This window comes from Marinicella rhabdoformis (genome assembly GCF_009671245.1).
GTDB classification, from domain to species: domain Bacteria; phylum Pseudomonadota; class Gammaproteobacteria; order Xanthomonadales; family Marinicellaceae; genus Marinicella; species Marinicella rhabdoformis.
The window spans coordinates 227,614-252,133 of record NZ_VTFS01000002.1 but is presented as its reverse complement, the minus strand read 5'-3'; the positions used below and the strand labels follow the sequence as shown (position 1 = coordinate 252,133).

17 protein-coding genes and 1 pseudogene are annotated in these 24,520 nt (G+C 42.7%); 4 read left to right on the top strand and 14 right to left on the bottom strand.

Annotation, left to right across the window (positions count from 1 at the left end):
• Nucleotides 1–93: 93 nt before the first annotated feature.
• Both FET73_RS07455 and FET73_RS07450 read right to left on the bottom strand, forming a co-directional pair.
• Nucleotides 94–294 carry a hypothetical protein gene (locus FET73_RS07455; protein WP_154223320.1) on the bottom strand — a complete coding sequence of 67 codons (201 nt, stop codon included), beginning with the start codon at nt 292–294 and terminating at the stop codon, nt 94–96.
• Between the two features lie 5 nt (nt 295–299).
• Nucleotides 300–2,213 (bottom strand): hypothetical protein, encoded by a 1,914-nt coding sequence (locus FET73_RS07450; protein WP_218944292.1) that lies wholly within the window; start codon nt 2,211–2,213, stop codon nt 300–302.
• A gap of 64 nt (nt 2,214–2,277) precedes the next feature.
• On the opposite strand from FET73_RS07450, the gene FET73_RS07445 reads away from it, so the two are divergent.
• Nucleotides 2,278–2,634: an Hpt domain-containing protein gene (locus FET73_RS07445; protein WP_154223318.1), complete on the top strand. Its 357-nt coding sequence runs from the start codon at nt 2,278–2,280 to the stop codon at nt 2,632–2,634.
• Nucleotides 2,635–2,677: 43 nt separating this feature from the next.
• Here the strand turns inward: FET73_RS07445 and FET73_RS07440 are convergent, their stop codons facing one another.
• The 5 genes and pseudogenes from FET73_RS07440 to hisC all read right to left on the bottom strand — a co-directional run bounded on the left by FET73_RS07440 (nt 2,678) and on the right by hisC (nt 8,062).
• Nucleotides 2,678–2,986 carry an integration host factor subunit beta gene (locus tag FET73_RS07440; protein ID WP_154223317.1) on the bottom strand — a complete coding sequence of 103 codons (309 nt, stop codon included), beginning with the start codon at nt 2,984–2,986 and terminating at the stop codon, nt 2,678–2,680.
• Nucleotides 2,987–3,099: 113 nt separating this feature from the next.
• On the bottom strand, nt 3,100–4,761 hold the full coding sequence (gene rpsA / locus FET73_RS07435) for a 30S ribosomal protein S1 (protein ID WP_154223316.1): 1,662 nt from the start codon (nt 4,759–4,761) through the stop codon (nt 3,100–3,102).
• A gap of 93 nt (nt 4,762–4,854) precedes the next feature.
• A complete protein-coding gene (cmk, locus tag FET73_RS15625) occupies nt 4,855–5,562 on the bottom strand; it encodes a (d)CMP kinase (RefSeq protein ID WP_246172707.1) in 708 nt (235 codons plus the stop codon).
• A pseudogene (gene aroA, locus FET73_RS15620) lies at nt 5,563–6,864 on the bottom strand (3-phosphoshikimate 1-carboxyvinyltransferase); the annotation flags it as partial.
• Between the two features lie 82 nt (nt 6,865–6,946).
• Nucleotides 6,947–8,062: a histidinol-phosphate transaminase gene (gene hisC, locus FET73_RS07425; RefSeq protein WP_343032278.1), complete on the bottom strand. Its 1,116-nt coding sequence runs from the start codon at nt 8,060–8,062 to the stop codon at nt 6,947–6,949.
• 216 nt (nt 8,063–8,278) lie between these two features.
• Between hisC and hemN the strand changes: the two genes are divergently transcribed.
• Nucleotides 8,279–9,661 carry an oxygen-independent coproporphyrinogen III oxidase gene (gene hemN / locus FET73_RS07420; RefSeq protein ID WP_154223314.1) on the top strand — a complete coding sequence of 461 codons (1,383 nt, stop codon included), beginning with the start codon at nt 8,279–8,281 and terminating at the stop codon, nt 9,659–9,661.
• Between the two features lie 410 nt (nt 9,662–10,071).
• Here the strand turns inward: hemN and FET73_RS07415 are convergent, their stop codons facing one another.
• Entirely contained in the window at nt 10,072–10,446 is a 375-nt protein-coding gene (locus FET73_RS07415) for a hypothetical protein (protein ID WP_154223313.1), read from the bottom strand.
• Nucleotides 10,447–10,847: 401 nt separating this feature from the next.
• Between FET73_RS07415 and FET73_RS07410 the strand changes: the two genes are divergently transcribed.
• On the top strand, nt 10,848–11,624 hold the full coding sequence (locus tag FET73_RS07410; RefSeq protein WP_154223312.1) for a ferredoxin--NADP reductase: 777 nt from the start codon (nt 10,848–10,850) through the stop codon (nt 11,622–11,624).
• 500 nt (nt 11,625–12,124) lie between these two features.
• On the top strand, nt 12,125–13,396 hold the full coding sequence (locus tag FET73_RS07405; protein ID WP_154223311.1) for a metal-dependent hydrolase family protein: 1,272 nt from the start codon (nt 12,125–12,127) through the stop codon (nt 13,394–13,396).
• 73 nt (nt 13,397–13,469) lie between these two features.
• Here the strand turns inward: FET73_RS07405 and FET73_RS07400 are convergent, their stop codons facing one another.
• The 6 genes from FET73_RS07400 to FET73_RS07375 all read right to left on the bottom strand — a co-directional run bounded on the left by FET73_RS07400 (nt 13,470) and on the right by FET73_RS07375 (nt 24,515).
• Complete coding sequence (locus tag FET73_RS07400) at nt 13,470–14,537, bottom strand: efflux RND transporter periplasmic adaptor subunit (RefSeq protein ID WP_154223310.1); 1,068 nt, start codon at nt 14,535–14,537, stop codon at nt 13,470–13,472.
• Nucleotides 14,534–17,650 (bottom strand): efflux RND transporter permease subunit, encoded by a 3,117-nt coding sequence (locus FET73_RS07395; RefSeq protein WP_154223309.1) that lies wholly within the window; start codon nt 17,648–17,650, stop codon nt 14,534–14,536. The genes FET73_RS07400 and FET73_RS07395 overlap by 4 nt, the downstream gene beginning before the upstream one ends.
• 184 nt (nt 17,651–17,834) lie before the next feature.
• Nucleotides 17,835–20,717: a M16 family metallopeptidase gene (locus FET73_RS07390; protein WP_154223308.1), complete on the bottom strand. Its 2,883-nt coding sequence runs from the start codon at nt 20,715–20,717 to the stop codon at nt 17,835–17,837.
• 140 nt (nt 20,718–20,857) lie between these two features.
• On the bottom strand, nt 20,858–22,069 hold the full coding sequence (locus tag FET73_RS07385) for a hypothetical protein (protein ID WP_154223307.1): 1,212 nt from the start codon (nt 22,067–22,069) through the stop codon (nt 20,858–20,860).
• A 23-nt stretch (nt 22,070–22,092) separates the two neighbouring features.
• Nucleotides 22,093–22,668: a hypothetical protein gene (locus tag FET73_RS07380; RefSeq protein ID WP_154223306.1), complete on the bottom strand. Its 576-nt coding sequence runs from the start codon at nt 22,666–22,668 to the stop codon at nt 22,093–22,095.
• A complete protein-coding gene (locus FET73_RS07375) occupies nt 22,665–24,515 on the bottom strand; it encodes a hypothetical protein (RefSeq protein WP_218944291.1) in 1,851 nt (616 codons plus the stop codon). The genes FET73_RS07380 and FET73_RS07375 overlap by 4 nt, the downstream gene beginning before the upstream one ends.
• Nucleotides 24,516–24,520 lie beyond the last annotated feature (5 nt).

Below are 24,520 nucleotides of genomic sequence, written 5' to 3'. Positions count from 1 at the left end.
TAAGAATAACTATCGCACTAAAAATTGCCGGAGAATACCCAAAACATTTAACACCCAATGGAAGTGAATGTTTGTATCTTTGTATTTCTATAACTAAAATAATTGAAAAATCACAAAAACCAAGAAACCAAGCATCGAAACCCACACAACAGCTCCACCATTATTACCAGAAGGGTATGACCATGGCATAAAAAGCATAAAAGGGATTACAAACCAAGTGATACATGTGAACATTTTTATCCCATTCACAACCTCAGTTTTTTCTTTGATCTCCAATTTTTCTTTATTTTCCATTAAAATCAACCCTCATAATTCGCATTCAATAACCTACTGATAAAAGTGTCCCAATCAACTTCTCTGACGAATCCAACAATGTTGATTTTAGGGATACCACCACCTTCAACTATGGTGAATTGTTTGGCGGTGTTGTTAATACCCCCGATTTGGCAGACTGAATTTTGCAGCACGCAGCTGAGTTTGATTTGCTTGTACTTGAAGTCATCAAAGAAGCGTAGGAATGTGCGTGACAAAGCGCCTTGAATACCGCCCAGAGAAGATATATGATCGATGGCTTGTTGACTGATGGTTTGTTTGATGCCTTTTTGTTCAACCGTATAAATTTCAGCTTTGAGGCGGTCAGCTTTCCAATTGGTGATACGCAGGTCATCGACTTTTCCAGACAATAAACCGGTGATGCGGCCAAAATCAAATGTTTCAGTCAATTGACCTAAATTTAAAGTTTCAAACGCCACATCACCCGCAATTACAGGTGCAACACCAAAAAGGCGTTCAGTTGATAATTGATTCACTCGCATCTTGCCTTCAAATACATTAAGATCAAGTCCACCCTTGAGTTCGATGACCGGGCCTTTTTTTATTACAGCAGGAATTTTTCCACTCAAAGAACCCTTCATCAGTGGCCAACCCATCTTTTCAGTCACTAATGCCAAAGAAATTGGCATGATTTCAGCCGAAATTTCCATGTTAACTGAATCGGAAAACAACTGGCCGATGTGCCAATCTTGAATCCGAATGGAGCCATCAAACACTGGCCACTCTGGTTGGCCTGTGATACTGAATTCATCACCCCAAAATTCAAATGAAACCTGAGATTGATCAACAGGCATACCTGCCACCAACAAGGAATCCCAGCTAATTTGAGATGGTTTCATTTCATTCGGTAACCAGTTGATTTGCCCATTCAGGTCGTTTGTTAACAGTTTCCTAATCTCATTTTCAAAATAAAACGCATTAAATTCAACAGCACCTTGGGTTATTTGATGACCATCGTAAGCGAGGTTCACACTGAATTGGCCTTCCATTTCAGATTGTTTGAATCCATACAATTCAAGCACAGCAGCTAAAATATGCCGATTGAACAATTTCGCATTCAGCACTTGAAAGTCCAAAGCTGCACTTTGAACATCACCGCCCTCACTTAACATCAAATCTAAATCTGTAAGCAAAGTTTCAGACTGTTTTGCTTGGATTGTCGCTACCCAACCATCAACACCATTCAGGCCGATTTCCGCTTGTATTTGAACTGGAAACTCTGAGAAGTTGACATAAACAGAACCTATTAAAGCCTCCCCTTTTGTAATTTCCATATCAAGGATCAACTTGATCTCAGACAAACTGGCCTCAAAATTGAATGCCCCAGACAATTGTGAAATAAAGAAGTCTTCGCCATAAGCACCCTCAATGGCAGTGAACTCAATCCCACTGGCAGATAAATTCATGTCACTCAAGTTTAATTTTGCTGGCCCATCAAACTGCCCAGTGACGGCTTCGGTCACAATGTCAGGCAACCATTCTGACAGCGCGTTTAATTTCATCTGATTCAAATCTATGGTTACTGAATCACTGACTAACGGTAAATTCAAAGCCACTTGATCATTAAAGAGACTGGCTTGCAATTCGCCTTGCCCATTATTAAAGTCAAACTGACTGTTCAAATCAGCCTGCCAATGGTATGTTTGCCAATCAAATGAAAGTGCAGCACCTTGGCACTGGTGTATTGGATAAATGGGCACAACACCTGGGCACAGGTACATCAGATTCAGGAAGCTTTCTTTGTCGTATGACAGCCTCTTTACGGTCAATGATGTTTGGCCATTTTCTTGGATGATTTTTAAATTTTTTAACTGCCATGGTTGAGCCACAGCAACACCCAAGTTCAAAAAAGAACCGATTATCAAGCAGTAAATTAACATCCATCTTTGTTGCATAAGAATCATTTTACACGTATTCTAATAGAACAGATATGGAATTGTTTTTATGGATAAAATAAACACCTGCGATTTATTCAATGACGCAAAAGCATTGAAAACCAGCCACGGCGATCAAAGCATTGCACTTAAATTGCGCCAGATGTTCATCAACGATTTACCGACACAGTTAGACAGAGCCAAAGCATTGTTGCAATCACAGGATTACCAAACCCTTCAAAGTCATTTACATCACCTTCTGGGCGGTGCTCAAGTTTGTGCTGCTGATGCATTAATAGACAACATCAACAAAATTAAAACAGAACTCAAGTCAAATGATATTAATTTGAAAAAGATAGCATTCATTTGGCAAAAAATTGAAACCATGAATGCAGAAATGCAAGCAAGCCTAAATGACCCAGATTAATTTTAAGTTTGTTTAAGCTGATTTATTGGCGTAGATTTAAATATTAAATACCTACCTTGTCTTTGATTCTTTCTTTCAGGTCTTTACCTGGTTTGAAATGTGGCGCATATTTAGCACCCAAAGGCACAGGATCACCTGTTTTCGGGTTACGACCCATGCGTGGTTTTCTTTGACGCAATGTGAAACTACCAAAACCACGGATCTCTATGCGATCACCATTGGCTATGGTGGTGCTCATGTGATTGATGATTTCCCGCACAGACATGTTGATGTCTGATTTGGTTAACTCGGATTCTTCAAAGGCTTTGGTAAGCAATTGAACAAGTTCTGAACGTGTAATAGATTCTTTCATTGACTTTGATTATAACGAATCGAGAAAAAATAAAAAGGGGAAATTGTTAAAAAAAGTCAGGGAATCATGCATTTACACATGATTCCCTGATTATTAAGCGCAATTATCGGATATCAGTCGTCTAATTGTTCTTTCAGTAAGTCACCTAAGCTGGTAGTTCCTGAAGCGCCTTTTTTGTATTCATTCAAAACATCGTTCAATTCGTCAGTTTCTTTTGCTTTAACAGAAAGAACCAAAACTTTCTTGCGACGATCCATCGAAACAAATTTAGCTTCAACTTTATCACCAACTGAGAAAACAGCACTTACGTCATCAGTACGCTCTTTAGCAACGTCAAACGCTTTGATGACACCTTGAACGCCTTCGCCCAAGTCCAACAAGGCTTGTTTCTCATCAACTTCAATTACTTCACCAGTAACCAAAGAACCTTTAGGATGGCTTGCTACAAATGAACCAAATGGATCTTGAGCCAATTGCTTGATACCCAAAGACACACGCTCACGTTCAGCATCAACAACCAAGACAGTGGCTTTAACCAAGTCACCTTTCTTGAAGTTACGGATAGCCGTTTCGCCTGGCTCCATCCAAGAGATGTCAGACAAGTGAACCAAACCATCGATACCACCTTCCAAGCCGATGAAGATACCAAAGTCAGTGATAGACTTAATCTTACCTTCAATCAAATCACCTTTCTGAGCAGTTTCAGAGAAGATAACCCAAGGATTAGGCTTACATTGTTTCATACCCAAAGAGATGCGACGTTTGCCTTCTTCAATTTCCAAGATACAAACTTCAACTTCATCACCAGGCTGAACCACTTTAGCAGGGTTGATGTTTTTGTTAGTCCAATCGATTTCAGAAACGTGAACCAAACCTTCGATACCGTCTTCGATTTCAACAAAACAACCGTAGTCAGTGATGTTAGTAACGTTACCGAAGTGACGTGAACCAACAGGATGACGACGTGACAAATCTTTCCATGGATCTTCGCCCAATTGTTTCAAGCCCAAAGAAACACGTTGGTTTTCTTTGTCGAATTTCAATACGCGAACGTCTAATTCTTGGCCGATTTCAACCACTTCAGATGGGTGGTTAACACGTTTCCAAGACATGTCGGTGATGTGCAACAAGCCATCGATACCGCCCAAGTCCAAGAAAGCACCGTAATCGGTCAAGTTCTTAACGATACCTTTAACGATGGCACCGTCTTCCAATGAATCCAGCAATTTCTCTCTTTCTTCAGAGTACTCAGATTCAACAACAGCACGACGAGAAACAACAACATTGTTGCGTTTTTGGTCTAACTTGATGACTTTGAACTCTAAGTCTTTACCTTCCAAGTAACCTGGGTCACGTACTGGACGCACGTCTACCAAAGAACCTGGTAAGAAAGCACGGATGTCTTTCAATTCAACAGTAAAACCGCCGCGAACTTTGCTGGTGATTTGACCAATAACGATTTGGTCAGTTTCCATAGCAATTTTCAACTCATCCCACACCAACATGCGTTTGGCTTTTTCGCGAGACAAAACAGTTTCACCGAAACCATTCTCGTATTTTTCCAGAGCCACTTCAACAACGTCGCCGATTTCAACAGCATTGTCTACGTCTGCACCAAACTCTTCCAAAGGAATAACACCTTCAGATTTCAAACCCGCGTCAACAACAGCAAAGCCGTTTTCGATGTCAACAACAGTACCTTTTACGATGGTACCTGGGACGATGGTCTTGGTGGACAGCTCTATCTCGAGCATTGATTCAAAATTTTCACTCATTATATTCAATCCGGTCAAATCATCAGGAGACGATTTGCCTTGTTTTTCTGTATCAGTTTGCCTGATACTCGTTGTTGGACCAGCTTGACCTGTTCAAGACTGTAATCCATATTTTTTGGCCAAAGTTAATACCAACTCCAGCACTTCTTCGATGCTCAAATCACTGGTATCAATGACATGTGCATCTTCAGCCGGCACCAATGGTGCCACTTTTCGACTCGAATCCCTTAAATCTCGGGCTTCTATGTCTTTTAAGAGGTCGCGGATTCTAACATCAACGCCCTTTTGTTGCAATTGTTTATGCCTTCTTTTGGCCCTTTCTTCGGCACTGGCGGTTAAAAACACTTTCAATGGTGCAGCTTGAAACACCACAGTGCCCATGTCACGGCCATCTGCGACCAATCCTGGGGCTTGCTGAAAATCTTTTTGGCGATCGAATAAAGCCGTTCTCATGGCTGGGTTCGGTGCAATTTTTGATGCCATTTCACCACAAGCTTCGGTTCGCAATTCGTCATTGACTTGTTTGCCATCTAAATAAATAGCAATGTCTAAATTTTCCGTGACTTCAAAACGCAGGTCAATTTGCTCTGCTGCAGACTGTAAAGCCACTTCATCTTCAGGCTTGATACCCTCACCAATGGCCTTTAATGCCATGGCACGGTAAATCGCACCTGAATCTAATAAGTGCCAACCCAAGGCCTCAGCCACCAAAGCGCAGGTCGTGCCCTTACCTACACCTGAAGGACCATCAATGGTGATGACAGGCACAACCAGTTGGGTGTCCACAGACAAGCCCTTCATCAGGTCAAAGAAGTCAGGAAAAGAGGTCGCAATGTTATGACAGCCTTTGACAGAAATGTCATACCCAGCATTCAAACTTGAAGCCACCAGGAAACTCATGGCACAGCGATGATCCCCATGACCATCAACACAAGCATTGTTTAATGTGATGTCATGCTGACCACGAATCACAGCACCATCGGCCAATGACTCACAATCAACACCCAACTTTTTCAAACCCGCAACCATCACCTCAATGCGGTCACTTTCTTTGTGCTTTAACTCTTCGGCACCGGTCAGTTTAAATTCACCTTCCGAATGCGCCGCAGCAACAAACACCACAGGAAATTCATCAATCGCACTCGGAATCAAATCATGCGGCACATCAATACCTTTTAATTTTGAACTTTTTACACGTAAATCAGCAACTGATTCACCGGCTTGGTCACGCACATTGCTTAATTCAATGTCGCCACCCATGGCTTGTAAGATATGAATCACACCGTCGCGGGTTTTGTTGATACAGACATTCTCAATCACAAAGTCCGCATCAGGATGTATCAATCCCAACACCATAAAAAACGCCGCCGATGAAATGTCAGCCGGCACCTGAATGTCTTGCGCCTTTAATGTCGGCAATCCTTTGACCGAAACCTTCAAACCATCAACTTCCACCTCAGCACCAAAGCCTTTGAGCATGGTTTCTGTGTGGTCACGAGATTTCTTTGGTTCAACGACTGAAGTCACACCTTCGGCAAACAAGCCCGCCAATAGAACCGCCGATTTAACTTGGGCACTGGCAATTGGGCTGACGTAATCCAAGGCGGTGATATTTGAAGCGGCTTTGAACACCAATGGTGCCGTGCCATCTTCAGATTCAATCACAGCACCCATGCTGCACAGTGGCTTGATAACGCGGTTCATCGGTCGAACGCTCAATGACTCGTCACCCACCAAAGTGGATTCAAAATCTTGTGCTGCCAACAAACCCGACAACAATCGCATCGCTGTACCGGCATTACCACAATCTAAATCATTGGCCGCGGCTTTTAAGCCATGCAAACCCACGCCATGAACTTTTATTTCTGTTCCATCGTCCTCTATGACCACGCCCAATTGGCGCATGATGTTCATGGTGGCCAAACAATCTTCAGAGCGCAAAAAGCCTTTGACTGTAGTCACGCCTTCTGCCAAGGCACCAAAAATCATTGAACGGTGTGAAATTGATTTGTCACCTGGCACCGTGAAACGACCGCGCAAAGTGGGTTGGTGACTCAATTGGAACAGGTCATTTCTGGCTATTTTTTTTACGTCAATGGTCATCGTATATTTCGGCTTGTTGTAAATTGTTTTTATTAATTTTTAGAATGGTTATGTTCAAAATCAAAACTCAAATAACTTTTGATCAGTCACACACCTGTTCCATCACTTCAACCATGCGCGCCATTTCATCTTCGCTGCCAATGGTGATGCGCAAACAGTTAGGCAAACCGTAATTGGCTACCGGTCGAGTGATCACACCCAGCTCCAGCATTTGTTGATAAATCGGCATCGCATCGCGACCAAAATCAACCAACAAAAAATTACCTTTTGAAGGCACATAGCGCAAACCCAAACGGTCACAACTGGCTTCCAATGCTTTCATACCATCGGCATTAACGTGCATCGACTTTTCTAAGAATTCAGTGTCATTCACCGCAGCAGAAGCCGCTGCCAAAGCAAGAGAATTCACATTAAAAGGTTGGCGTATTCTGTTGATAACATTAGCCACATCAGGATTGCTTAAGGCATAACCCACACGAAACCCTGCCAAACCGTAGGCTTTTGAAAAGGTGCGTGTGATGACCAAGTTTTCAAATTCGCCCAACCACAAAGAACCATCAACCTGTTCCTCAACAGGCGAATATTCTAGATAAGCTTCATCCAGAACCACAATCACATCTTCAGGCACAGAAGCAATGAACGACTTCAGTTCATCAGCTTGTAAAAACGAACCTGTAGGATTATTTGGGTTAGCGATAAAGATGATGCGCGTTTGATCATTAATCGCCGCTTTCATCGCTGGTAAATCACAACCTAAAGGCCTGTCAGATTCCCAAGGCGTGGCATCAATCATTTGGTGAGTGGCACCGATTGCTTGAATAGCTATCGGATAAACCGCAAATGAATACTGAGAATAAATCGCGCTGTGCTCAGGCGTTAAAAAAGCCTCGGCCAATAACACCAACACATCGTTTGAGCCATTGCCCAAAGTGATTTGGTCCATTGAAACGCCATGTTTTTCAGCCAACACTTTTTTCAATTCAAAACCATTGCCGTCAGGATACAATGCCAACTCGTCCATCTCAGCTTTAATCGCCTCCATGGCTTTAGGACTTGGCCCCAATGGATTTTCATTGGATGCCAATTTGATGATATTTTCAATGCCCAACTCACGCTCCAATTCTGAGATTGGTTTACCAGGAATATAAGGCTTTAATTGTTGCACGCCCGGGGCGGCCATATGTTTAAAATCTGACACGGTTTTTTCTCGGTTTTTTGAACCTCGGTATTGTGCCGTTTTGCGCCTGCTAAAGCAAGCAAAGCCCGCTTTTATGCACAGGAGTTATAGGTCACAGCATTGTGAGCACAAACTCATTTTTTAACTACTAATCACATAAAATTGATTTAACTCAATTATTTTATCGACGCGGCCTCGTAGAATGCGCTCATCACGTAACAAACAGGCTGAGCCGACATGAGTAACCACATAACTTTTGACAAAGCATTGATTCAAAAATACAACCTCACTGGACCGAGGTACACCTCCTACCCGACCGCCGTTGTGTTTGATGACAGCCACACGCCTGAATCACATGTGACCAACTTGAAAAGCCAAGCTGAAAATACCGAACCATTGTCACTCTATTTCCACATCCCTTTTTGTGACACTTTATGCTTCTTCTGCGCCTGTAATAAAATCGCCACCAAACGCCGCGAAAAAGCGGACTTGTACCTCGATTACTTAGAAAAAGAAATGCAGATGCAAAGCCAGTGGCTACACCCTGATCGACCGGTTGAACAATTGCATTTGGGTGGTGGCACACCGACATTCCTAACCGAGAAACAAATGCGTCGCATGATGGCGATGATTGCCAAATACTTCACACTGATTGACACAGACGAACGTGATTATTCAATTGAAATCGATCCAAGAGAAGCGCCACCTGAAACCATCAAGCTACTGGCCGAATTAGGCTTCAACCGTTTTTCCATGGGTGTGCAAGATGTACAAGAAAAGGTGCAAAAAGCCGTCAACCGCATCCAACCGATTGAAATGACCCTGGCAGCGATTGAGGCTTGCAGACAGGCCGATGCAAAGTCCATCAATGTCGATTTAATCTACGGCCTGCCCTTTCAAACGCTGGAGTCATTCAAAGACACACTGAAGCAGGTCATCGCGTTGTCACCCGATCGCCTGTCTGTTTTCAACTATGCCCATTTACCGCATTTATTCAAACCGCAAAAACGCATCCTGTTCGAAGACCTGCCGTCTGCTGATGAAAAATTGGCCATACTGGACATGACCATCAAAACATTAAACCAAGCCGGCTATGTTTATATCGGCATGGATCATTTTGCCAAGCCTACAGACGAACTGGCCTTGGCACAAGAAAGTAAAAAATTACACAGAAATTTCCAAGGCTACACCACCCACGCCGATTGTGACATGTTGGCGCTTGGTGTCAGTGCCATCAGTTATTACAACAACACCTTCAGCCAGAACAACAAATCCCTAGAAGCCTATTACCACCAAATTGACCTCGGTCACATCCCCATCATCAAAGGCTACACACTCAGCCAAGATGATTTGGTTCGCCGTCAAGTTATTCAAGAACTGAGCTGTCACTTTGAATTAAATATCAGAGACTTATCAGAACAATTTGACCTAGATTTTGATGCGTATTTTGACTATGAACTGCCCTCATTGAAACAACTGGCCGAAGATGGATTGATTAGCTGGACAGATCAAAACATCAAAGTCACCAGCCAAGGCCGCCTGCTGATCCGCAACATCTGCATGGTGTTTGATATTTATCTCAGGAAACAGACTGAACAGCAGTTTTCTAAGGTGATTTAGGGAGTTTCGCTTGCCTTCTTTTCTTTCTAATTAAACAATGCAGAGCCTGGTAGCTTTAACTATAAAGAAAAACCGGCTGCACTCAACTGATTGAATGAGGTTTTCTCTGATTCGCTTTGCTCACCAACCAAAACCATTTAGGGAGTTTCGCTTGCCTTCTTTTCTTTCTAATTAACCGATGCAGAGCTCCGTAGCTTTAACTATAAAGAAAAACCGGCTGCACTCAACTGATTGAATAAGGTTTTCTCTGATTCGCTCTGCTCACCAACCAAAACCATTTTTAGTGTTTCATTACTATTATTGAATGGGCTCCGCCCATCAACTCCTTACCAGAAGCCCATTGCTATCGGATATGTGATGGGCGGAGCTCATCCTACGTTTCTGTTATGGCTTGGGCTATTTTTGTTTTATCAATTAAATTTACCCTCTGCATTTTTGAAATTTATAGTTTTGAATACAATTATCAGATATGAGCTAATTTCATTCAAACCTATTACTATATGCTTAAACTGATCACTTTCATCAAATTCGCCAGAAGCATATAGTTTCTTAATTAATGAAGAGTTAAAAACTTCGACCACTCCATCATATGGGTATAAATCCGGATCCATCTCCTCCTCACAAACTAACTTAAAATGAGGCACATCTTCAAATTCAACCACACATAGTTCGCATTGATATGAAGTAAATTCTAAAGATAACTTATATTTATCCCATTTAATTATTGGCCCATCTTCAATGTCTGCAACTGGAAAATCAAATGGAAATCTTTTGGTTTTATTCATGTTTTTTCGTTTTCTCGTTCCCAATCTCCTGATTGGAAATGCATAGATTGCTTAAGATTAAACCAAAAACATCAATAGAATGTAAACATTTTCCTATTATGTATGTCGAGAATATAAGCCGCAACATTTATGCGAGTTAATAAAGTATGTGCTATTAATTCGAATTTACAATACATGGAAAGAAGTATAGTAGGTTGAGCTAAACCTGCGAAGCCCAACAGTTAATTCACCATATTTTTGTTGTACTATCTTAATGACCCTACTTTTGATCGTACCTCAGCCTCTACCCCGTCACAAAAAAACACCCCATTTCTTTGACATATAACAAGAAAATGTGGGGCTGGGATTGCAGTCTTTGGGTGTTTCACTATAATGCCGTGTTTTTACCGCATGAATTCGCCATGAAAAACATCAACATCGAAACTGTGACTGAAGTCAATCACTGGAACGACACTTTGTTTTCTTTCAAAACCACACGTGACACCGGCTTTCGCTTTGAGAATGGTCAGTTCGTTATGATGGGCTTGGAAATCAACGGCAAACCTTTGATGCGTGCTTATTCTATTGCCAGCCCCAACTATGAAGACCACTTGGAATTCTTTTCTATTAAAGTGGCCGATGGTGCTTTGACTTCTGAATTACAGAACATCAAAGTGGGCGATGAAGTGTTGGTCAGCAAGAAGCCTACTGGTACCTTGTTATTGGATGACATGACAGCAGGTAAAAACCTGTATTTGTTATCAACGGGCACTGGCTTAGCGCCTTTCATGTCCTTGATCCGTGACCCTGATGTCTATGAGCGTTTTGAAAAAGTGATTTTGATACATGGTGTACGTTATGTTTCTGATTTGGCGTATAAGACGTTCATTGAAGAAACCTTGCATGAGCATGAATACTTGGGTGAGATGATTGCCAATCAATTGGTCTATTACCCAACCGTGACACGCGAACCATTCAAAAATGAAGGCCGCATAACGCAGTTAATCAGCAACGGTCAACTGGCCAAAGATTTAGACTTGCCGCAAATGAACCCAGAAACTGACCGAGCCATGGTTTGTGGCGGTCCTGATATGCTGTCTGAAATTGCTGAATTATTGGACCAACATGACTTGTCTATTTCTCCGCGAATTGGTTACAAAGGTGATTACGTGATTGAACGTGCCTTTGTTGACAAGTAATAAGTTTAAAAGCCCATGATGGTGCATTTAGAAGAAATTCAATCAAATATCGTCATCAAATTGACCGATCAAAGCGACTGGAGAAATCTTCTATCGATGGAAAAATTCTGCCAAATTGAAAAAATCCTCCATGCGCTTCGCTTAGTCGGAATGGCTCAGCATATAGATTGTCACACTGGCAAGGTAAGCCACAATCCGTCACATCAGCGAAGGTAACCCCCCCAATCCGTCATACCGGCGAAGGCCGGTGTCTAGTTGCTTTAAATGAACTTTGTTATTCTTTGGGGGGGGGTATAACAAAAACTGACAGATCACTGTATCAGTCTGGATGCCGACCTACGTCGGCATGACGTCATGTCATTTGGGTTGTGGAGACAAGCTTACCGCATTTTTCGCTACAAATGCACAACGGGTTCTAAAGTAACGGTTTAGCACATATGATTTGAAGCCCTTAATCAGCTTGTATATACTGATTCTTCACAAAGAGAAAAAGAAGGATCATGAAAATCAAATCACTGTTGTATTCTATATTGTTAGTCACCGGCGTAAACGCCGAAACCACCTACATTCATGCCGGCACCTTACTTGACGTACCCGGCGAATCCCCAAAATCAAACCAAACCCTGATCATCAAAGACGGTGTGATTGATGACGTTCAAGCGGGCTTTGTTGTCAGCGAAGAAGCCGATGTGAATCACATTGATTTAAAACATGCTTTCGTGATGCCCGGCATGATGGACATGCACGTTCACATCAGTGGCGAGCGCAGTAAAAACAGCTTCAAAGAAGGCATGACTATGTCTGATGAATTACAGGCTTTTCGGATTGCCCATTATGGCATGAAGACCTTAAAAACAGGTTTCACCACCGTGCGTGATGTGGGTTCAAGATCACAAAGCATGTATGCTTATCGTGATGCGGTGAACCGTGGTTGGATTGATGGACCCAGAGTGATTGCTGCCGGTGGCGTCGGTATCACAGGCGGTCACGCCGATGTCAGTGGCATCAAACCTGACTTGATGGAATTTTACACAGACCGCAGTATATGTGATGGGCCTTATGATTGTCGCCGTGCCACACGCGATGCAATTAAATACGGTGCAGATTTGATTAAAATCACTTCCACAGGCGGCGTGATGACCGTTCGCGCCACAGGTACGGGCCAACAGATGGAGATGGACGAGTTAAAAGAAGTGGTCTTGGCCGCCAAACGCATGGGGCGTAAAGTGGCATCACACGCACATGCTGAAGACGGCATTGTGGCTGCACTTGAAGCAGGTGTTCACAGCATTGAACACGGCTCTTATGCTGGGCCAAAAGCACATAAACTGTTCAAAAAAACAGGTGCTTATTTAGTCCCTACACTTTTGGCAGGCCACACTGTGGTTAAGATGGCCAAAGAAACTGATATTTTGGCCCCTTCAGTTAAAGAAAAAGCCTTACGCGTCGGTCATGACATGAAAGGCAACTTCATCAAGTCGTATAATGCGGGTGTTAAAATTGCCTTCGGTACAGACTCAGGTGTTTCCTTACACGGCGAAAACATGCAAGAAGCTGTCCTGATGTCAGAAGCCGGTATGCCGAATATGGCGGTACTGAAATCAGCCACCGTTCATGGTGCTAACTTGATTGGCATGAGCGATCAGTTGGGTACTTTAGAAAAAGGCAAGCAAGCCGACATCATCGCCATGCCAGCATCACCTGTTGAAAACATCAAAGCCCTACTCGACGTGGATTTCGTCATGAAAGGCGGTAAAGTCTATAAACAATAACCAAGAAGTAATTATTCAGCAAAGATAACTTGCAGAAAGGTGCTTGTAAAAAACAAGCACCTTAAATGCTTCTTTAAGATTTTGATTCTACCGTTGCTCCATTACTCAGCCCGTCGGCACCACGAATCACAACCTGATCACCCACTTCCAATGGTGCGTCAATGGCAATCAATTCTCCGACATTTTCATTCGCAACGACTGCGATTTGCTCTACCGTATTGTCCGCCTTCACTCTGAATACAAAGGTACCATTTTCACGCAAAACTAAGGCATCTTGATTAACCACCAATGATGTTTTCATGGCTTTCATGGGTATGCCCACACTGACCAATTGACCAATCGCCAATCCATTGACATTTTCAAAAGCCAAACGCATTTCATATGCATGGCTGATGTTCTGACTGTTCGGCACCATAGAATCTACTGTTGCCTGTTGTTGCACACCAAAAGCAAAGACATTCAGCTCCTGCCCCACTTTCACATGGTTAACAAACTGCAACGGCACTTGCACTCTGATCTCTAAACGCGACATATCAGTCAATGAAGCCAATACAGTACCTGCGCCTACTGTTTCACCCACTCGGCGCAATCTAGATGACACCATGCCATCAAATGGCGCATTAATTACTGAACGTGCCAACTGCTCTTCAGTTTGTTCTAATCGAATCTTAGCCACAGCCAAGTCACTGGCCGCCACATCCCTTTGCGATTCCGTTTGCTCCACACTGTTAGCGGATATGCTTTTGGCTTTGACTAAATCCTGTTGCCTTTTTAAGTTGGTTTCCAAATATTTCAATTGCGCCTTGGCCCTGACGATTAAAGCCTGTTGCTCAGCATGTTGTAACTCCAATGCTTTGGTGTCCATCTTGGCAATTTCATCACCTTGTTTTACTACCGTGCCTGGTGCGGCTACTGTTAATAACATGCCACTCACCGCTGCTGTGATTTGCACGTCATTTCGGCTGTATACATTGCCCGTGATTGGCATGGTAGCGACCACTTCGGTATTTTTGACTGAATCCAAAACCACAGGAACTGTTGGCGCAGCTGGTTGCGATCCTGCTTCTTCTTGTGCCCAAGATTCTGACACCCAAGTCAGAAGCATGATACTGAGTAACATAAATGAGGTGATTTTTTTCATGATGAAGCTCCTGACTCAACTGCTGAATCATTATTTAATTGAATATTATCTGGCGTTTTAGATTTAGATTTAAGGTGTGAAGTCAACAGCAACAAACTGGGCATCAATATCAAGGTAAACATCAAGCTGAATATCATGCCGCCAATAATCACCGTTGCCAAGCCTCGGTAAATATCCGATCCCACACCAGGTATCAACAACAAAGGCAACATGCCCAAAATGCTGGTCAAGGTACTCATGTAAACAGGACGAGTCCGCACACGCACGGCTTGAATAACCGCCTGTCTTCTGCTCTGCCCTGCTTGCTCAAACTCTCGGGTTTGACTCACCAGCAAGATCGCATTGTTCACCACCAAGCCCAGCAAAATAATAAAGCCAATCATGGTCAACATGTCCAATGATTGATAAGTCACAAGATTCAACACTTTCAGCGCCAACAAACCGCCAGCCAAGGCCAAAGGCATCACAGCCAACACCAATCCGGCATCTTTCACCGACTTGAAAATCGCTGCCATGACCAAAAACAGAATCAGAATGGCCAACAAGAAATTATTCAGCATGTCATTTAAAGCCGACTCCAAGCGATCCGCACTGCCTTTGTATTGCACCTGCGCGCCTTCTGGAAGCACATCACGAATCTGTGGACCCGCTTCTTCACGCAACAAATGCAAAGCTTCTTCAACCGTCATTTCATTGGCAGGAATTACTTGTAAGCTGATGGTTTTCTGACCATCTACCCGCTGAATTCTGCTTGGCCCAACCGTGCGTTCAATCCTCGCCAATGAACCAATCGTTTGTGCTCCAGCCAAAGGCGTGGCTATCGGCATGGCGGCCAATTCATCGGGATTCGACCATTGTTGTGATCGCAGAATCATGTTGTAACGGTTATTACCATCAAAATATTCGCCCACAAACATACCGCCGGTATAGGCCCTGATGGCACTGGCCAAGGCCCTTGATGACAAGCCCACTTCATTGATGCGGTGCTCATTTGGAATGATTTGCAGTTCAGGTTCTGACATCGACAAACCCGACATTGGTCTCACCATGGCTCCGGGAACGGCCGCTTGAATCAATGGCATGGACTCTCTGGCTGACGCCATCAAACCGGATAAATCTGAACCTTGTAAATTCACTGTAATGGAACGGCCTCCGGTATTACCCACGCCCAGAAGCGATGCCCTGATGGGAAAAACCTGGGTGTCGGGAATGCCTTTCAACAACTCGCCATTCAATAATTCAACAAATGGTTCTGTGTCTTCTGGGTTCAGTGGGTAAAGGTAAACCAAGCTGTTGGTACCAAACAAAGACATGTTATAACCTTTGATGTATGGCTCTTTTTCATGGTCCATATAAGGCCGGAGTCTGTCAACGATGGTTTTACCGATTTCCTTTTCGTAGACTTCAGTGGTGACACCCGGTGGTGCATTAAAAAACACCTGAACCGCATCTGCCTTGGCTGGCGGTAAAAAGTCAGCTTTGGGCATCAAGACCACAATTAAAACAACAGAAAAAGAAAGTAAACCAAACACCCAAAAGGTTTGTTTTTTCACACTGTTGGTTAATTTATCAACCCAAGCAGTGATGCCATCCCACCAATGGGTGCAAGGATCTGTGTTGTTCATTTTTCTTAGCCACAGGTGACTGGCCACTGGAATAACAGTTATGGCAGCAATAAAAGACGCCACCACACTGACCGATAAAGTGATGGCCAAATCTGAAAACATCTGCCCTTCCATGCCTTCAAGGAATAATACTGGCAAGAAAATGGCAATGGTGGTTACGGTCGATGCGAATAACGCACCCTGCACTTGTGATGCGCCAGTGAGGATGGCTTCTTTCATCGCCATGCCTTGCTGTCGGTAACGGACAATATTTTCTTGGACAATAATTGCCGCATCAAGAATCAACCCCACGGCAAACGCCAGCCCAGCTAAAGAAATGACATTCAATGACAAATCAAAGTATTTCAAAGCCATAAATGAAACCAACAAAGACACAGGAATCGAAGTTGCAATGATCAAAGTGGCACGTTTGTCTCTTAAGAAAAACCACAAAGTACCAATCGCCAACAACACACCCAAGCCCAAATTATTCTTCACCAAGTCAATGGCACGCCTGATATATACAGAAGCGTCATAACTCAGTTCAATGATCAAACCAGCTTCATCTAATTGACCCGCGTTCAATTCAGCTATCGCCAAATTCACTTCATCCAAAATTTCAACAGTGTTCGAATCGCTGCCACCTTGCAGTGTGATGTAATACGAAGGGTAACCATTGCGCTTATTGACACCAAAACCATCAACAGGCACTTTTTCCACCGTCGCCAATTCATTCAAGTGTATTGGCCGACCATCCACCCACGCCACAATCATGGTTTCCAATTGTTTCAAATCATGCTGCCCTAAGAATCGCACGGTATATTGTCTGCGGCCCACATTGGCAAAACCTGCCGAAACATCGTTGGCTGAGGCGATATTCTGTGAAATATTGCCAATTGAAACACCCAAAGCGGCCGCTTGATAAGGATCAAAATTTATCCTAACCTCAAGTGCGCGACGAGAGTTCATGTTGACTCGACTGACACCCGGAATCCGCGCCAATCTGGGCTCAATCACTTCATCAAAGACAAATTCATATTTCTCAGAAGTAAAATCTGCGTCTTTATTGTCTTTTTGTGTATAGACTTGAATCGATGCCACATTGGGTTGGCCTTGACCACCGACTGCGACAAAAGGCTCACCAGCATCTACTGGCAGTGGCGGCGCTTGATTGAGGTTGTTGATGACATTGATGAACGCCTGTTGCATGTCTGTGTCATGATCAAAAGTTAATGTTGTGTTGGTAAAGCCGCGATTGACATTCGAGGTAATCTCATTCAAACCAGGCGTTCGCCTGAGCACAGTTTCCTGCGGTTCAATGATATTAGATTCCATCTCTGCCGGAGCGGCGGCACGCCAATTATTGAAAATAGAAATTTGTGGTTGAGATAAATTGGGTAACAATTGAATCGGCCGATCATTGATAGCCATGTATCCAAACAACGTAATCAAAGCCAAGACAACTGCCACGCTGGCGGGATTTTTTAAACTGATTTCGGTCAACTTCATGATTCAACTGTGGTGGTTTATTTATAAATCCAGACCAGTGTACCAACGCCCATCTTTCTTAGTAATAGGCCAATAGACCCATTTACGACGAATGACGTAGGCCATTAGTCATGTGTTGCCAATTAAGGTATAAAAAAAGCAGTTACCGTTTCCAGCAACTGCTTTTTTATCAGTTGAAAAAATATTATTTAAATACTTTATCAATCGGTACCACCAAAACGTTATCGGCTTTTAACTTCAAATCGTAATCTTTAATGACCTGGTCTTCTGCCATCAAGTCAGCAGGTTTCTCCGAGTTATATTTCATCGCAGACTCAGTACCTTTAACCAAGCGGTCTTTCATGTCTTGGCCGTCTTTTGTGATGAATACAAATTGTAAGTTTTCAGTTTGCAAGTGCTTTTTAATGACTGCATTGACTTGCTCTACAGTCAATTCATTCAAACCATTGACCACTTGCTCAACAAAATCACCTGAGTTATAAAACTGGCTGTCCATGTGATAACCCAAAACGCGGTCCTGACCTTTCAATAACAAGCCTGCGTATTTTGATAAGAACAATCGTGTGTTTTCGAACTGATCTTCAGTTAATCCATTGGCAATCAGTTTCTCTAACTCATACATGGCTGTACGTGTTGCAAAATGTGCATCAGTGTTTGAGCGTAATGGGCGTAACCACACTTGGAATATTTGTTCCGAACGGCCCAAATTGGCATTGGGTTGGGTGCGGTACATACCACGTGGAAAATACTCAATATAAGCATAGTCACCGTAGTTCATGCCACGTGCTTCGCGGATGCGTTGGTATAAGAAACTGTTCGAATTCCTGTGCTCACCCAAAAATGAACGGACCAACCACAAAGCCACCCAGTCTTCATGTGAACGGTTAACTTCGATTGGAAAACCGAACGAAACGGCCGTTGGCATGGTTTCTTTTTCAACTATCGTGACGTGTCTGCCAGAGAATTCAGGTGCAGCGTCAATCTTCATTTGCGAGTCTTTACCTACATTCAAGCCTTTGGCTAGGCGGCTTTTAAGCTCCGATTTCAATCTATCACCTAAATTACCAGTGATACCCAAAGTCAAATTCTTTTGCGTCAACTGTGCTTGATAAAAAGCTTTCACATCATCCAAAGTGATGCTTTCTAAATCACTCACATGACCCAAATTCAATGCGCCATAGGGATGGTTTGGATACAGTTGTTCATACAACACTTCTTTACCCAACTCTTCGTCGTTGTTACCTTTCAAATCGGTTTGAATGCCATTGATGGCTTGTGTTTTTAAACGGTTAAAGTCTTCTTCTTTGAATCCAGGGTTTAACAAATTATCTAAAACCAAATCCATCCAATCAGCAGCTTTCTCACGGTGAACACGGCCAGACAAAGAAATCATTTCTTTATCAACCTGTGAACCAAAGTATGCGGCCATTGGCAACATGGCTTTTTGAATTTCTTGATATGTTTTGGTTTTTGAACCCGCATCTGTGATCATGGCAGCGGTTAAGTTGGCCAAGCCTTTTTTACCTTCTGGATCTTGTGCAGCACCTGTGCTGAATAAAAAATTCACGTCAACAATGTCACTGCTGTTTGATAAGTCTGCCACTTTAAAGTGTACTTTAGGTGCTTCATTGGCTTCAGCCACTAATTCACTCAATTCAAAATCATCAGACAAAGCCTCAATGGATTCTTCTTGTGCCAAAGACACCATGATGCGACCATCATCTACCAAATATTTGTTGGCTGCCCATTTAACATCTTCTACAGTGATTTCTGCCAAACGGTCATATTGATGATTAATAAATTCAGGATCACGTTCGTATTGAACCACTGAAGCCAGCATGTCACCAATCGCTTCTGAATTATCTAAAGCGTTAGCAAATCCATACCTGGCAGCAGATTTTATGTCATTCAATTGATCGACATCAGCCTCGGCTGTACGTGCTTTAACAACAGTATCTACCAATGCTTTTTTAACTTCCGCATAATTGTCTTTAGAAGTCATGCGTGCCAGCAAGTAAATTAAGCCTGGGTCTTTACTGTCAGGCGAATAAAAGAATAAAGAATCTGCCAATTGTCTTTTGACCACGATGTCTTGATAGACATCAGAATTGCCGCCAAAATAGATTTGACCCATCATGTCAATGGCAGCTTTGTCTTTTACCATTGGATCGCCTGAAGCACCACGAAAGACCAAACCAAACATCGGTAAAGTTTCAGAGCCCCACTTGATATGAATGTATTCATGACCAGAAGCTGGCGGCTCTACAGGTATATCGACGTTATAGTTGCCACGCTCCCAGTCACCGAAATATTTTTCGACCAATTCGTGCGTTTGTTCAACTTCTACATCACCAACAACAATCACAGCCGCTTTTTCAGGACGGTACCAACGATCAAAGAAAGTCAGCGCATAATCCATTTGATTAGGCATGTCTTCGATGTCTTTCAAAAAGCCCATGGTAGTGTGGCTGTAGGTATGCTCTTTATAGGCACTTGCTCTGACTTTTTCAAATAACTGGCTGAACGGACTGGCACTGTTTTTCAGGTACTCACCTTTCACTGCCAATGCCTCAGTTTTGAATTGTGCTTCAGAAAATTTCAAGTATTTGAAGCGGTCTGCCTCTAACATCAACATTTTTTCCAAATCATCATTCATGAAAGTGACATGGTAATTGGTATAATCGTCTGTGGTATAGGCGTTTTGATCCGCCCCCATTTTCTTCAACATTTCACCGTATTCTTCTTGAGTGTAATTCTCTGTACCTCTGAACATCATGTGTTCGAAGAAATGTGCAAACCCCGACTTACCAGGCTCAACTTCGTTACGAGAACCCGTTTGAATCGGCATTTGTAATGAAACAACACCTGGGTAATCTGTTTTGACCACAATGACTTTTAAGCCATTGTCTAAAGTGCGCATGTCATAGTCTTGCGTAAACACTTTGTTGCCACTTTGTTTTACAACGGCTTCTTTTGTCGCTGGCTTGTTTTGATGTGACATAGGCGCACAAGCAGTCACACTTGCAACAGCCAGTGCCAGCACACAGGGTTTCCAGTTAAATTTCATTCAATTCTCCTTCAATATAAATGGGGGTGATTAAAGCACAATCCATGCTAAATTGGACGTGCCTAAAGTATGGTTTTTACATAAAAAAACCCAACACAATAGTATGCTGGGTCTTATTCATTTTAAACCTCTATACTGTCTTATAAAGGGGGCATTAATTCAAAACCTGTTTCAAAAATCAAATCATCCATAGGCAGTCCCCAGTCACCCACAGGGTATAATGTTGGGCCACCTGTTTTACATAGCATGCCTTGGCCAGATTGATCCCAAACTGCGGTGCGGTACCAAAAAACCAAGTTTTCATCAACCAATGTCTCAGGTAAATTATTAGGGTTGTTCACATCTCCAACCAAGTTAGACTCGATCATGATGCAGTTTGGTAAACTGTTTTCACCCGGCGTATCAGAATACTCTGTTAGTGTGCCATTAATCAATTTGTAACGTGTCGCCATCACATCTGTCATGTGAAAGTTCCTCCCACTGGGGTTGGCTGTCAAAGCAAATTCATCAACAAACCCAAGTTGAGCATCACCTTCAGTTTCAGGCACCACCCTATAACCCCTTCCAGACATACTGTCTTTAATCATCCACGACACATCTAGAGGCTGGCCATTTTTATGCCTTAAGTCAGAAAACTCTGCTAACTGAAGTACTTCGTTTTTTCCATTAACAATGAATATTTGGTCATCATCAGGTCCATCAATATCAAAATTCATGCGCCAATATCCGGTATGCCAATGATTGATTCCATTTGAGTTCCCAGTACTGTTACCAAATCCAAAACGAGGTTGAATGCGTCCATCAGCGTAAAAAGTATACCGAGCCGTATATTTATACCACGCAGCGGAATGGTTTGTTGTTAGCACCAGCCTGTCATCAAATTTTTCTACTTGTACACCAGTAAAACAATCACTTTGGTCACCAATATAAGTATTACCATTGGGATCATTAGGGTCCCTAAATGGACAGTCTCCAACCACTTTGTCATTGACAGTTGAAGCGTCACAAGTGGTAATAGCAGATCGTGTAGGGTCTTCTTCCCTGTCTGCTTTCAGAAATGAAGAGTTTGTGTTCTTCCAATCTCGATAGCACGTACTGGTTTCATATGACGCAAACAGCATCGGCACATGAACACGTTCCATAGCCAAAAATCCATTAAAATGAATTTTTCTGATTTCTAGGCTAGAACCTTGGGTAGCAGAACTGGCTGACGGGGCTAAATAACACATTTCCCAAACTGGATTTGTCGTTGGCCATCCAACATAGTTTTCACCCAGTTGATCACATACCGGCGATGCGGAATTCACAGTCAAAGATGCCAATAGCAGGCATGTAGTTATGATTGTTTTCATTGTTTTTCCTCTTTATTATTTTATTATTTTTTAGCGTTCAAACCGTCAAAATCAGGGTAAGGAATGGTTTGATCATTTAATTTTACTATTGCATGGGCAATCATATCTTTACTATCTGTATGGGCAAATACATGAACACACCTTTGACCTAGATAACAGGCCGCATTGGGTGTTTTGTCTGCATAGCCAAAACCACCAAAAATATAAATTGGTGTGATTTCTTTGGCCAAGGTTTCATGAATCGCATCATGATTCTTAAATATTTCAAATGCTTTCATCAACTCTTCTCTTGAGACCATACCTCCAGATTCTGGGGTGTAAACTTCATTGACCAATTTGCGATCAGTGGTATAAGTCTTTAAAAAACCCTTTTGTTTTTGGTAATTGTATCCTTGTTGATAAATATAAGATTTTTCACCATCATCTGTGAAAACCACATCTTGCCACTCTCGGGCAGTGACCTCTAACCAAGCACCTTCTTTATCTTTAGTAATGCTCATAGCAGGTTCTGACACATCAGCATCACGAATTGGCACGTATTCAATGGCATTTACTGTGATTGATGCCATTATTACTATGGCTGTTAAAATTATTTTCATTCTGTTTTCCAAAGTATTTTATTTTTAATGTTCATATCCACAGGAGCCGATTTGCCATTGTTTTCCCAAAGGGTTTTCATAAACGCACCGCGACTTTGATCAGCAGGCCCTACAGTCCAAGATCGATCACAAGTTAGGTTTTCTGATTGAAAGTTATTGTCAACGGCTTCTTTATCCAAAAACTCAATGTATTCTTTACTCGCTGTTTGGTATTTTAATGTGGCGGTAAAACTGATAGGCAAACTGGCATTCTCAACATCAAATGTATAACGAGTGGTGTCATAATTAGCCATGATGCCGGTTTGGGGGTTAATCGGATAGTTGGCAGCCCTTGGCATCAACTCAATATCTGTACCACCTCTGAAGCCCAAGGGTGGGATTCTATTGTCTTTCAAAATACAGTTATTCAAAGCAAAGTGAAACAGTTTGTTATTGTCGTCGTCTTTGATTTCGCATTGGTTGGTCTGTTCATTCCAGATACCTTGCTGAGACTCGTATATTTTGATTTGTGAATCTTCAGTCAATATCGCTGTGTTCAGGTCATATGCACCCGATTCAAACAAAACATTTTTATCACCATCTTTGGCTATAACATGCAACCACATTCGACGACCCTCAGGGTAACCAGTTGGTAGTTTATGTCCAGTCAGGTTGATCACTTTGACATCTACCGCCATGGTGTTTCCCACAGTAGAATAAGCCCCAATTTCCATAGCTGCACTTTGGGTTTGAAGCATTTCAAGTGCATAACTGGATGACAAGTCCAACATCCCTTTGATACCCTCTTCTACCATCTCGAGATCATCACCATAAGCACTTTTAAGCACTTGTGGCATCCATGAGTTACCACCGGCAAATCGATGCTGACTCAATTCACCTGTTCTACCACCAGGCGCATCAAAACTACAGGCTCTCGCACCTGGGTCATCTGAATTGGGCATGTGGCAATCCTGACATGATTCGCCTTTGGTTAAATAAGGCACCTCATCAGAAATGACAAACTCCATACTGTCACGGTAAATCAAATCTGAGAACAGCGATTGCTTCCACTCTGAATAGGTTCTTTCAATCGGCATGGCTGTATTGGTTTCTTCACCGTTATGATAAAGTTTCCTCGCTATAGTCAACATCCCATTTTGTTCAATTTCAGGTGATGACACATCATGACAAGAACCACAGAATTCCCCTTTTTGTATGAATGAAGAATAAGCCCAGTCATGAGGTGGTTGATTGTGAGTACCATTATCTGGGTATTTATACGGCCCCTTTCTACATGGTCCAAAACCACCCGGACAAGCCTCATCATCAACCCAAGCATTGGCATTACCTATCAATTGGGCTTCTCCCATGGGTCCATTTTCATCTACACGATGACAAAAGTGACAAGTTACTCCTGTGTAGTCATTGGTTTCTGTTCCTCTCGCAGTGTGGTCACCCGTTAACTCACAACCATTGGCACCATCCAATAAAGGCGCACCATCTATAGCTGGCTTAACTACATGACCTTTCATCCAACCTTGAGGGGTATGACATCGGATACAAAAATCACCGACACCAGGAATGTCATTATTGGCCACATCAACAGCTGCCCAGAATAAAGGGTCACGCGTGGCGTGTGCTTTCATTGAGCCTGCCCAAGTATTATAAGGCATGTTTTGTTCATCAGATGGGTATGAAGGGGTATTGGGATAGCCTGCATGACAGCTGTGGCATTTAGACCCACCCTCTAAACCATAACTCAATCCAGGCTGTGTTCCATGAGGGGTAAAATCTGTGGTTTGACTAAAAGATTGGTTTCCAAAAAACACCGCCATTATGAGCAGTGCATACATTATAGTTCGTATCATTTAAA